The 11,548-nt window shown below is 63.4% G+C and carries 10 protein-coding genes; 5 read left to right on the top strand and 5 right to left on the bottom strand.

The annotated features are described in order from the left end of the window. Positions 1-73: 73 nt before the first annotated feature. The 4 genes from ACSZPK_RS21940 to prfB form a co-directional block, all read right to left on the bottom strand. Entirely contained in the window at positions 74-1,363 is a 1,290-nt protein-coding gene (locus tag ACSZPK_RS21940) for a flavohemoglobin expression-modulating QEGLA motif protein (RefSeq protein WP_437883704.1), read from the bottom strand. Positions 1,364-1,375: 12 nt separating this feature from the next. Further along, positions 1,376-1,930: a hypothetical protein gene (locus ACSZPK_RS21935; protein WP_437883703.1), complete on the bottom strand. Its 555-nt coding sequence runs from the start codon at positions 1,928-1,930 to the stop codon at positions 1,376-1,378. Positions 1,931-2,058: 128 nt separating this feature from the next. Further along, positions 2,059-3,561 carry a lysine--tRNA ligase gene (gene lysS, locus ACSZPK_RS21930; RefSeq protein WP_437883702.1) on the bottom strand — a complete coding sequence of 501 codons (1,503 nt, stop codon included), beginning with the start codon at positions 3,559-3,561 and terminating at the stop codon, positions 2,059-2,061. 76 nt (positions 3,562-3,637) lie between these two features. Then, positions 3,638-4,733, bottom strand: a protein-coding gene (gene prfB, locus ACSZPK_RS21925; RefSeq protein ID WP_437883701.1) for a peptide chain release factor 2 whose coding sequence is annotated in 2 segments (ribosomal slippage) — positions 3,638-4,660 and positions 4,662-4,733 — 1,095 coding nt in all. Because the reading frame shifts where the segments join, the coding sequence is not laid out codon by codon here. A 216-nt stretch (positions 4,734-4,949) separates the two neighbouring features. On the opposite strand from prfB, the gene ACSZPK_RS21920 reads away from it, so the two are divergent. The 5 genes from ACSZPK_RS21920 to ACSZPK_RS21900 all read left to right on the top strand — a co-directional run bounded on the left by ACSZPK_RS21920 (position 4,950) and on the right by ACSZPK_RS21900 (position 10,596). Beyond that, a complete protein-coding gene (locus ACSZPK_RS21920) occupies positions 4,950-5,459 on the top strand; it encodes a sigma-70 family RNA polymerase sigma factor (RefSeq protein WP_437883700.1) in 510 nt (169 codons plus the stop codon). Positions 5,460-5,500: 41 nt separating this feature from the next. Further along, entirely contained in the window at positions 5,501-6,427 is a 927-nt protein-coding gene (locus ACSZPK_RS21915; protein WP_437883698.1) for a FecR domain-containing protein, read from the top strand. An 88-nt stretch (positions 6,428-6,515) separates the two neighbouring features. Further along, positions 6,516-8,954 carry a TonB-dependent siderophore receptor gene (locus ACSZPK_RS21910; protein WP_437883696.1) on the top strand — a complete coding sequence of 813 codons (2,439 nt, stop codon included), beginning with the start codon at positions 6,516-6,518 and terminating at the stop codon, positions 8,952-8,954. Next, the gene (locus ACSZPK_RS21905) at positions 8,948-10,147 is read left to right on the top strand and encodes an MFS transporter (protein WP_437883694.1); all 1,200 of its coding nucleotides are present in this window, start codon (positions 8,948-8,950) and stop codon (positions 10,145-10,147) included. Before ACSZPK_RS21910 ends, ACSZPK_RS21905 begins: the two co-directional genes overlap by 7 nt. 2 nt (positions 10,148-10,149) lie before the next feature. Next, positions 10,150-10,596 carry a hypothetical protein gene (locus tag ACSZPK_RS21900; RefSeq protein ID WP_437883692.1) on the top strand — a complete coding sequence of 149 codons (447 nt, stop codon included), beginning with the start codon at positions 10,150-10,152 and terminating at the stop codon, positions 10,594-10,596. A 12-nt stretch (positions 10,597-10,608) separates the two neighbouring features. Here the strand turns inward: ACSZPK_RS21900 and ACSZPK_RS21895 are convergent, their stop codons facing one another. Continuing rightward, complete coding sequence (locus tag ACSZPK_RS21895) at positions 10,609-11,538, bottom strand: autotransporter outer membrane beta-barrel domain-containing protein (RefSeq protein ID WP_437883690.1); 930 nt, start codon at positions 11,536-11,538, stop codon at positions 10,609-10,611. Positions 11,539-11,548: the final 10 nt, after the last annotated feature.

The raw sequence follows: 11,548 nt of genomic DNA, 5'->3' as shown, positions 1-11,548 counted from the left end.
TTGCCTGCGTCCTGCGCCTAACCGGGGGCTATTTCTCGCGACAACGCGGCTTGCGCCGAAACGGCAACAGACCCTAGAGAATATTCGCGTAGTCCGCTTCGATCCGGTCCAGGCTCAGGTGGTTGAGGAAGTTGGAAAAGCACATCCAGGCCGACAGGGCGTTGAGATCGCGGAACTGCGGCGGCAGGTACTTCGGCGGCGTCACCAATCCCTCCTCAACCAGCTGCCCCAGGGTGCGCATGTCCTCCAGCGTGGTCTTGCCACAGAACAGCAGCGGAATCTGCTCCAGCTTGCCCTTGCGCACGGCGAGCTGGATGTAGTTGTAGATCATGATGAAGCCCTTCAGGTAGGACAGGTCCTTGGTGAAGGGCAGGCCGGTCGGCGACGAGCCGCGGAACACCCGGCTGGCGTTGCCGTAGCTCTCGGCCATGGCGTAGCCCTGCTCCTGGTAGAACTGGAACACCTGGAGGAAATCCGCGCCCTCCTCCGCCATGTGGATGGCCCGGGTGCGATTGGTCAGCTTGCGCAGGCGGGTCGGATAGGATGCGAAGGCGATCACCTCCATGAGAATCGCCAGGCCTTCCTGGGTCACGGTCGACGAGGGCGGCCCCTTGGCCAGGAAGGTACAGATCGGCTGGTTCTGGCCATTCAGCGTGGTGCCTACGTGCACCAATCCCTCGTGAACCTCCAGCGCGCGCACGTCACGCTCGTTGAACATCGCGTCGGCACGCACCTTGATGTAGTCGGCGCCGGCCGCCGCATCGGCGACGATGCCGTCGGACTCGATCACCCGGATGGCGTCGTCACCGAATACCGCCGACAGCCGAGTCTGCAGCAATTCCACCGCATCCTTGGCGCTGAGCGTCTTGGGTTCATCCTGCAGTTCGCTGCGACTGGCGATGTTGTTCAGGTAGTCGGAGAGCATCAGCCCCAGGTCGGCCAGGGTCGGGTCGCCGGCATGGAAGGCATCCGATGCCGCGCCGTAGAGTTCCTGGGAGATCAGACCAAAATCCGCCGTGCCACGCGCTTCGAGCATGCGGATGACCATGCGGTATTCCTTGCACATGCGCCGCATGATCTGCCCGACCGGGTTGAACTGGCCAAGCTGGCGCGTGATGTCACGCTCGATGTTCTGGAACTCCAGCTTCTTCGCCGACGCATCGAAGGCCAGCGGGCGACTGTCGTAATAGGCACGATCGACCGCCGGCATCTCCTTGCCCCTGGCCTTGAGAAAGCCCTTCTTCACACTCTCGTCCCACTTGATCGCATCGAGTACGCGAATCGGTGTCTGTGCCTCGACGATACGGTCGGACAAGGTACGAATCGTCTGCTGATAGGTGTCCAGCGGCTTGCTTTTGCTCATTGCCTGGCCTCGTCAGCGGTTGCTGCGTTGAAAACGCGCGGCCTCGACGAATACGTCCAGGTTCGCCTGGTCGTCGAGGTAACGGAATACGCTGTCCAGGGAGCTGCTGACCAAGACACCTTCGGCATCGCCGATGGCCGTCGGCTTGCCCTGCAACTCGCCCTGCTGGATATCCTGGAGCACGCGCTCGCTGTCGAGGTTGTAGACCACCAACTGGCTGTCTTCGGTCAACTCGAAGCCGGCGATGGCGAAATTCGCCCCCTGGCTCTTCGGCAGACCGGCAGACAGGTACCAGCGGCGTCCGTAATGGGCCACGGTGAAACCGAAGGTCTGTTCATCCTTGAGCGCACCATCGCTATTGGTCCACAGGTGAGCCTTGTAGACATTGGAACCGGCCCGGGTGACTTCGAGGAACTGACGGTCCCCCCACTCGTCCTTGCGCTCCCACTCGCCGAGCAGCGGGACCGGCGCAGGCTCACCCGGCGCGATGGGTTCCTTGAAGGTCACCAGGCAACCATTGAGCAACAGGCAGGCAAAGGCGGCAAACAGGACACGCCAGGCGTTCATCGGGCACTCCTCAGGTCGGGCGGGAATCGAGTGTCTCCGCGCCCACTCAGCGTAGTCAATCCGGGCGAGTGGCTCGCCGATACAAAAAAGGCCTGCCGAAGCAGACCTTTTCCTTGATCACACCAGCGTCATGCCTGCGGCCGCATGTGCGGGAACAGGATGACGTCGCGGATCGACGGCGAATTGGTCAACAGCATCACCAGGCGGTCGATACCGATGCCCTCGCCCGCGGTCGGCGGCATGCCGTATTCGAGGGCACGGACGAAGTCGGCGTCGAAGTGCATGGCCTCGTCGTCGCCGGCGTCCTTCTCGGCCACCTGCTGCTGGAAGCGCTCGGCCTGGTCTTCGGCGTCGTTGAGCTCGGAGTAGGCGTTGGCGATCTCGCGGCCACCGATGAACAGCTCGAAGCGGTCGGTCACGCTCGGATCGTCGTCGCTACGACGGGCCAGCGGCGAGACTTCGAACGGGTAACGGGTGATGAAGTGCGGCTGTTCCAGCTTGCTCTCGACCAGCTCCTCGAAAATCATCACCTGCAGCTTGCCCAGGCCTTCGTGGCCGAGCACCTTGGCACCGGCCTTCTTGGCGATGGCGCGGGCCTTCTCGACATCATTGAGGTCGGCGGCGGTGATGTCCGGGTTGTACTTGAGGATCGAGTCGTACACCGACAGGCGCACGAACGGCTCGCCGAAGTGGAACACCTTGTCGCCGTACGGCACGTCGGTGGTGCCGAGGACGGCCTGGGCCAGTTCGCGGAACAGTTCCTCGGTCAGGTCCATGTTGTCTTCGTAGTCGGCGTAGGCCTGGTAGAACTCGAGCATGGTGAACTCGGGGTTGTGCCGGGTCGAGACGCCTTCGTTACGGAAGTTGCGGTTGATCTCGAAGACCTTCTCGAAACCACCGACCACCAGGCGCTTGAGGTACAGCTCCGGCGCGATGCGCAGGAACATGGCCATGTCCAGGGCGTTGTGGTGGGTTTCGAACGGCTTGGCTGCCGCGCCACCGGGGATGGTCTGCAGCATCGGCGTTTCCACTTCGAGGAAGTCGCGCTCGGCGAGGAAACGACGGATGTGGGCGATCACCTGGGAACGTACGCGGAACGTGTCGCGCACGTCTTCGTTGACGATCAGGTCGACGTAGCGCTGGCGATAGCGCTGCTCGGTATCGGTCAGGCCGTGGTGCTTGTCCGGCAGCGGGCGCAGCGACTTGGTCAGCAGGCGCACGTCGGTCATCTCGACGTACAGGTCGCCTTTGCCCGAACGGGCCAGGGTGCCGACAGCGGCGATGATGTCGCCCATGTCCCAGGTCTTGACCGCCGCCAGGGTCTCTTCCGGCAGGGTCTTGCGGTTGACGTAGACCTGGATGCGCCCGCTCATGTCCTGGATGACCATGAAGGAGCCACGGTTGAGCATGATGCGCCCGGCGACCTTGACCGGAATGGCGGCGGCTTCCAGCTCTTCCTTGGTCTTGTCGACGTACTGTTTCTGCAGGTCGGCGCAGAGGTTGTCGCGGCGGAAGTCGTTGGGGAAGGCGTTGCCCTGCTCACGGATGACGGCAAGCTTGTCCTTGCGCTGGGCAATCAGCTTGTTCTCTTCCTGTTGCAGTTCATTCTGGTCGGGCTGTTGGTCGCTCATGGTCGTTCTATCTGCCTGGCGTGTATTTCAAATTGGCTAACGGGCTAACTACTGCAGGGGCACTACATATTGCGGATCAGAGCCCCTGCTTGAGGCTGGCTTCGAGGTATCCGTCGAGGTCGCCATCGAGAACCTTCTGGCAATCGCTACGCTCGACGCCAGTTCGCAAATCCTTGATGCGCGAGTCATCGAGCACGTAGGAACGGATCTGGTGACCCCAGCCGATGTCCGACTTGGTGTCTTCCAGCGCCTGCGAGGCGGCGTTGCGCTTCTGCATCTCCTGCTCGTACAAGCGGGCCCGCAGCATTTTCATGGCGGTGTCCTTGTTCGCGTGCTGGGAGCGTTCGTTCTGACACGCGACCACGGTGTTGGTCGGCACGTGGGTGATCCGCACCGCCGAATCGGTGGTGTTGACGTGCTGACCACCGGCACCGGAGGAGCGGTAGGTGTCGATGCGCAGATCGGACGGGTTGATCTCGATCTCGACCTTGTCGTCGATCTCGGGCGAGACGAACACGGCCGAGAACGAAGTGTGACGGCGTGCGCCGGAGTCGAACGGGCTCTTGCGCACCAGGCGGTGCACACCGATCTCGGTGCGCAGCCAGCCAAACGCGTACTCGCCCTTGATATGCACGGTGGCACCCTTGATACCGGCGACCTCGCCTTCGGACAGTTCGACGATCTCGGCACTGAAGCCGCGCTTATCAGCCCAGCGCAGGTACATGCGCAGCAGGATGTTGGCCCAGTCCTGGGCCTCGGTACCGCCAGAGCCCGCCTGGATATCCAGGTACGCGTTGTTCGGGTCCATCTCGTGGCTGAACATGCGGCGGAATTCCAGCTTCTCGAGGATTTCGCGCAGACGCTCGACTTCGGCGGCGACGTCGTTCACGGCGCCTTCGTCGTTTTCTTCGGCGGCCATTTCCAGCAGGTCGCGGGAGTCGGCCAGGTTGCCAGTGAGGTCGTCGATGGTCTCGACGATCTGCGCCAGGGTCGCGCGCTCACGCCCCAGGCCCTGGGCGTACTCGGGCTTGTTCCAGACGTTCGGGTCTTCGAGTTCGCGGTTTACTTCGACGAGACGATCATGCTTCTGATCGTAGTCAAAGATACCCCCGAATAGTCAGGGTGCGCTCGGACAAGTCCTTGATGGCGTTGAGGATCGGGTTGATTTCCATGGCGGACGGCACTCATCGGGCAGATGGGTGACGGCGACGACGCTGCGAGGCGGCGAAAGCGGCTGCTGGCCGGCCGTGACCCTTGGTTTTCGGAAAAGCCCGCGAGTATACCTGACTCCGACGCCGCTGACAGCCGCCCGGCCGGCCGTGGCACGGCATTGATTTTGCCGACAATCGCTACATAGAATAATTATCATTTGACTCAGAGGCTCCATCGTGTCCGCCACCCGCTACAGCGAGCCCAATGATTTACATCGTCTCTACAGCGATCATCATGACTGGCTCTACCGATGGTTGCGCCAGCGCCTGGGGTGCTCGCACCACGCGGCGGACCTCGCTCACGACACCTACCTGCGCATTCTCAGCAGCCGCCAGAATCCAGCGGCGGAACAGGCCCGCTCGCACCTGATGCAAATCGCCAAAGGACTGGTCATCGACCGCTACCGGCGCCAATCCATCGAGCAAGCCTACCTGCAAGCGGTGGCCATGCAGCCGGAAGCGATGGCGCCCTCTCCCGAGGAAAGCGCGCTGATCATCGAAGCCCTGGTGCAGATCGACTGCATACTCAGTGGGTTGAAGCCCCTGGTCAGGGAAACCCTGCTGCTGTCGCGCTTCGAAGGGCTGACCTACTCCGAAATTGCCAAGCGCCTGAACATCTCCGTTGCCACCGTACGCAAGTACATGCTGATCGCAATGCAAGCCTGCGTTGCCGCAACGGCCGAGTGATCACAACCATGCCCACGAGCGTGCAAACGCAACAGATGGCCATGCACTGGCAAGTCATTCTCTGGTCTGGCGAAGTGACCCTCCAGGAACGGCAGGACTTCGAGAGCTGGCTACAGGCCGACGCCGCGCACCAGCAGGCCTGGGAAGCGCTTCAGCAGGCCTGCGTGCCACTCAAGCAAGTGCCGCCGGCCATCGCCAGCCAAGCCTTGCGCGCCGCACCGGCGAATAACCAGCGGCGCAAACTGCTGCTGGGGCTGAGCCTCTTGTGCGGTTCCCTGGCAGGTGCACGCCTGTTGCAGCAAACGCCACAGTGGCAAACGGCGCGTGCCGACTATCGGACCCCACGCGGCGAAACCCGACGTTTCACCTTGCCGGATGGCACGCAGTTGACGCTGAACACCGACAGCGCGGTAGACCTCGCGTTCTCGGGCGATACGCGCACCCTGCACCTGCTCCAGGGCGAAATACTGATCAGCACGGCCGCCGATCCGGCAACGATACCGCGACCGTTCATCGTCAGCAGTCCATGCGGGGAGATTCGTCCCATTGGCACACGCTTTTCGGTGCGCCGTCTAGAGGACGCAAGCGGCAGCGTGCAGGTACAGGTGTTCGAAGGCGCCGTCGAATTGAGCCCACGTTCAGGCCCGGGCAGCCGCCTGGAGGCAGGGCAGCAAGCGCGTTTCGACCAGCACGGTTCGACCCGTCCGCTACCGGCATCGCCTTCCAGCGTGGCCTGGGAGAAAGGCCTGCTGGTCGCCGAGCAACAGCGGCTGGAAGACTTTCTGGGCGAATTGGGCCGCTACCGTACCGGCGTGCTGCGCTGCACGCCGGAAGTCGCCGACCTCCGGGTATCCGGCGTTTACCCCCTGGCCGATACCGACGTCGTCCTACAGGCGCTGGAGCAGGCCTTGCCCGTGCGCATCAAGCGCCTGACCCGTTACTGGGTCACGCTCTCTGCGCGCGGATAAATATTTTCTCAGGGCGTAGCACTTTTTCGTTCTCGTGCGGGATTAGCCACAGAAGTCCGATTACTTCTGCCATCCAAAAGGACGAATCATGCCTGCCGCCCCAAAAGCACAGCGTCACACCCCTGCCCTGGCCCTCCTGCTCGGCTGCCTCGGCAGCACCCTCGCCAGCGCTGCCCCGACCCAACCGTCGACGAGCAGCGTGCAGCAGGTTCAATTCGATATTCCAGCGGGTCGTCTGGACCAAGTGCTCAATCAATTCGCAGCACAGACCGGAATCCTGCTTGCCGTGGACGGCAACCTGACCCGTAACCGCACCAGTGCCGGCCTGATGGGTAACTACGACGTCCGCACCGGGCTGGAGACCATTCTCGCCGGTACAGGCCTGACGACCGAGCAGACCGCCCCTTCGCAGTTCCGGCTCCGTTCTGGAGAGGGGCAGGCAACCACCCTGAGCGACCTCTATATCGACGATACCCGGATCGCTGAAACCGCCCTGGGACCAGTGGATGGCTACATCGCCCAACGCAGCGCCAGTGCCACCAAGACCGACACTAGCCTGCTGCGCACGCCGCAGTCGGTGACGGTGGTCAGCGCACAGCAAGCGCAGGCCCAGGGCGCCCAGAGTCTCGCCCAGTCCTTGCGCTATGCCGCCGGTCTTTCGCCGGAAGTGCGCGGTTCGGCAACCCGCTACGACATTCCCTATATCAGGGGCTTCGGCTCGCCCAGCGACCCGATCATTTTCCAGGATGGCCTGCGCCTGTTGCGCGGTCCCGGCTATGCCATCCCTCAAGTGGAAGCCTGGGGCAGCGAGCGCATCGAGCTGCTCAGAGGCCCGTCCTCGACCCTGTATGGCACCTCCATGCCAGGCGGCCTGATCAACGCCGTGTCCAAGCGACCGACCGACTACACACGCGGCGAAGCCGAACTGCAATTGGGCAGCAACGACCACTACCAGGCCGCGCTGGATCTCTCCGGGCCGGCCAACGAGGAAGGGACCGTGCTGTATCGCCTGGTCACCCTGGGCAAAGTGGCCGATACCCAAGTGGTCAATACCGAAGAAGAGCGCTACTACGTCGCGCCCTCGCTGACGCTAAAACCTAACGAACGCACCAGCCTGACCCTCCTCACCAGCTATCAGAAGGATCCTGAAGGCGGTTACTACGGCATCCTGCCGACCACCGGCAGCCTGTGGAAAAGCTCTGCCGGACAGATTTCCCGGGACTTCAATGACGGCGACCCGGCGTTTTCCGAGTTCGACCGCGAGCAGTACGCCCTGGGTTATGAGTTCGAGTACGACGTCGATGACACCTGGACCCTGCGCCATCACCTGCGTTATCTCAGGGTCGATTCGATCACCAAGGACGTCGCGAGTGGCTCACTGGCCGCGGACGGCCACACGATCAACCGCTATGCGCTGGCCACCGACGAGTCGGTAGCCGGGCTGGCCTCGGACCTGCAACTGCAGGCCCGCGTCGATACCGGCATGCTGCAGCACACCCTGCTGGCGGGCTGGGACCACCAGGACATCGATTCGAAACAGAATCGCCTGTACGGTGCGGCGCCCTCCATCGACTACCTGAACCCGCAATACGGGATCGCCACATCGCTGAACCTCGGTCCCTTCGTCGATCAGGACCAGACCGTCGAACAGAACGCCCTGTATGTACAGGACCAGATTCAGTTGGACGACTGGGTCCTGCTGCTGGGGGGACGCTACGACCATGTGCGCACCGAGACCGACAACAACCTCACCGCGGTCAGCCAGAACCAGCGCGACAGCGCCTTCAGCGGCAAGCTGGGGCTGCTCTACAGCCTCACCGACAACCTGACGGCCTACGGCAGCTACTCGACCTCGTTCCTGCCGGTCAGCGGCACGGATTACCTCGGCAACGCGTTGACGCCCACCACCTCCAAACAGTACGAAGCAGGCCTGAAGTTCCAGCCATCCAGCTTCGACGGACTCTTCACCCTGACCTACTTCGACATCACCCAACAGGATGTGGTCGCCACGGTCAACACGCTCACCCGTTATCAGACCGGCGAAGTGCGCTCCCAAGGCATCGAGTTCGAAGGCAAGGCCAGCCTCGATAACCGCACCCAGCTCATCGGCGCCCTGAGCTACACCGATGCCAGGGTCACCAAGAGCGTAGGGGTGGACAAGGGTGACGCGCCCATCGGCATTCCCGACCATACCGCGTCATTGTGGCTGGACCATCGCCTCGGCTACGCCGCGCTCAAGGGCCTGACCCTGGGTGCTGGCGTGCGCTACATCGGCGAATCCGTCGGCGGCTACAGCCCGAGCGCCTTCACCGCAGGCGCGCAACGCCTGGACGTACCCAGCTATACCTTGTTCGACGCCATGGCCAAGTACGACTTCGGTGCCCTGGATGGACGGTTCGCTGGCGCCAGCGTGCAACTCAATGCCAACAACCTGACCGACAAGACCTATATCACCTGCCTGGGCAACAACTTCTGCAACTACGGCAATGGTCGGACGGTGTACGCATCGCTGAACTATCAATGGTGATGTCATCTCATCGCCCCCGTCCTGCTCCGGCCGCCCAGGCCGGGGCTCGGCAACTGCGCATCCTGCTGGCCATCAACGCGCTTTACGTGGGCTTCGGCCTGATCATGGGCGTGGTCAACGGCGGGCTGCCCGCCATCATGCGCAATCAAGGGCTGAGCATCGCATCGTCTGGCTGGCTGTACCTGTTGTACCTGCCATTCGGCCTGACGTTCCTGTGGGCGCCGCTGATCGATCGCTTGCGCCACTACGGCGGCCTGGACTGGATCGTGTCGATGCAGATGCTGGCGGTCGCCGCCCTGGTCGTGGTCGCGTTCGTCCCCGCAAGCCCCTGGTGGCTGCTGTTCTGCCTGGGGTTGCTGGCGTCACTGGCCATCGCCACCATGGACCTGGCACTGGATGCGCTGGCGGTGGCCCAGGTCGCCCCGGACTGGCGCCCCGTTGCCGCTGGCAGCAAGCTGGCCGCGCTGTCGCTGGGAGCGATGCTGGGCGGCGGCGTCTTCGTCGCCCTGTTCGAGCAGGTTGGCTGGCAAGGCGCATTCCTGCTGCTGGCCATGGCACTGACCGTGTTACTGCTGCCGTGCCGGGCATTGAATGGACGTATACCGCCCCACAAGGCCAGCCTGCTGGCCCTGCTCAGGGAGCCGCTGGCACGCCGGCGCATCGGCCTGCTGAGCCTGACCTGCTGCATCATCTTTCCCCTCGCCGGCCTCAATCGGCTGATGCTGCTCGACCAGGGCCTCAGCCTCGAACGGATCGGCTGGATCATCGGCACGCTCGGGCCGCTCGGCATGTTGCTGGCGTCCCTGCTCGCCATCGTGCTGATGCAACGCAGCGGCCCACTGAACGCCATGCGCCTGTTCGTTGGCGCGTCCGCGCTGGCGCTGATCGCCATCGGCCTTGGCATCGTCCTGGAACAGGTCGCGCTGGCCATGGCTGGCACGCTGCTGATCGGTGCCGGCGTGGGCGGCATCTATGTCACCGTCGCCAACAAGATCCTGGGCTGGGCCGCTGGTGACCAGCCCGCGACCGATTACGCCGCCTATTACGGAATCAGTCGCTTCGTCAGCACCCTGGCCACCATCGGGGCGGCCAGCCTGATCGGCCAGGTCGGCTGGCTGCCCTTCTATATCGCCGGCCTGGCGGCCCTGCTGCTGATCGCACAGGTGCTGAAACCCCTTTATCTGGAGCAATGACCATGCCCGAGCAAACCACCCCAAGTGCAACGCAGGCAGACCCTGACTTTTTCGACATCAGCACCTGGCCCACAGTGTTCATCCGCTTCCCCGAGCTGAACGAACATGACCGCGTCCCGCGCCTGCTCGCCGGCCTGGATCACCTGCTGAGCCGACAGCAGCCATTCGTGGCGATCTGGAGCCTGCCCAGCCATGACCATGATGACGAACCCCATGCCGATGAAAAGGCGGCAATCCTGTGGATCAAGAAGCACCGCGAACCCCTGAACCGGCTGTGCCAGGGCTATGTGTACATCACCGCTGACAGGGCCCTGCAGACACTGCTGAGGAAACGCCTGGAAACGGTATCCAGATCGCTCTATCGCTTCCCCATGGAAGTGGTGGCCGGTCGCCAGGCTGCCATCGAGACAGCCGCCGCGCTGCTGGATCGCCGGCCAACCGTGCAATGAGGGCCTCGCCTCTTACAACGCCAGACTGAAACGCACCTGTAACTGATTGTCCCGCGCATCGCTGGCGAATTGCCCGACGTAGCCGACCCCGGCGGACAACCGCTCACTGAGCTCGTAATCCAGGCTCAGGTCGGCGCGCAATACGTCGCGGTCGAAGGCGCGGCCGGTCAGCTCCAGCGCATCGGCGCGGGAACGCGCCCGCTCATCGAGGAAACCGTGGCGCAGCGCCAGACCGGCACGACCGACCAGGCGGCGCTCGTCCAGGCGCCAGGAACTGGCGGCGCGCCAACCGAGGGTCAGGTAGGCGGCGAACGCGTCATCGGCGCCGATTGCCAGGTCACCCTCGCGCGTCGCCGCCATGTGCTGCTGCACATACGCCAGGCCGGCATAAGGCTCGATGGTGAATTCGCGAAAATCCTGGGGATAGGCCGCCTCGGCGAATGCCTGGGCCGTGGCGCCATGGGCATGCGCCAACTCGTGCCAGCTCAGCAGGGTGCCGAACTTGAAACCAAGCTGGTAATAACGGGTGGTCGCATAGACGCCCAGGTGATAGCTATCGACATCGCTGCGCCCGCCGCCCCGTGCATGCAGCTCACTGCGGGACACGCCTGCCAACGCCCCGGCCATCCACATTCCCGACAGCGCACGATCAGCACCGATCAGCGCACTTTGCTCACGTCGCTCCAGACGAGACGAACCGCGCGCCGCGTCCCAGCGGCCATAACCGCCGAGCGCCCGGCTCCAGCCTTTGAATTGGTCGTCTTCGCCGGGCTTCTCGCGAAAGGCGAAACGAATCTGCTGCATGCGCTCGATGCTCGCATCGCGCAGCAGACGGCTGTCATCCAGCAACAGGCCGCGCTGGCTGAGCGCCAGGCTGTCTTGCGCCAGGACGGGTAAGGGCAGGAGCGGCAAACAGCAGAGGATATAAAGGCAACGGCTCACAGTGGTTCTC

Source organism: Pseudomonas sp. LRF_L74, assembly GCF_965644255.1.
Classification (GTDB): Bacteria; Pseudomonadota; Gammaproteobacteria; order Pseudomonadales; family Pseudomonadaceae; genus Aquipseudomonas.
Note: the sequence above shows the minus strand (reverse complement) of the source record. Positions and strands in the feature narration are given on the sequence as shown.

Coding starts and splice junctions, on each gene's coding strand:
- ACSZPK_RS21940 (WP_437883704.1), bottom strand. CDS start 1,363: ATGAGCAAAAGCAAGCCGCTGGACACCTATCAGCAGACGATTCGTACC.
- ACSZPK_RS21935 (WP_437883703.1), bottom strand. CDS start 1,930: ATGAACGCCTGGCGTGTCCTGTTTGCCGCCTTTGCCTGCCTGTTGCTC.
- lysS (WP_437883702.1), bottom strand. CDS start 3,561: ATGAGCGACCAACAGCCCGACCAGAATGAACTGCAACAGGAAGAGAAC.
- ACSZPK_RS21915 (WP_437883698.1), top strand. CDS start 5,501: ATGCACTGGCAAGTCATTCTCTGGTCTGGCGAAGTGACCCTCCAGGAA.
- ACSZPK_RS21910 (WP_437883696.1), top strand. CDS start 6,516: ATGCCTGCCGCCCCAAAAGCACAGCGTCACACCCCTGCCCTGGCCCTC.
- ACSZPK_RS21905 (WP_437883694.1), top strand. CDS start 8,948: ATGGTGATGTCATCTCATCGCCCCCGTCCTGCTCCGGCCGCCCAGGCC.
- ACSZPK_RS21900 (WP_437883692.1), top strand. CDS start 10,150: ATGCCCGAGCAAACCACCCCAAGTGCAACGCAGGCAGACCCTGACTTT.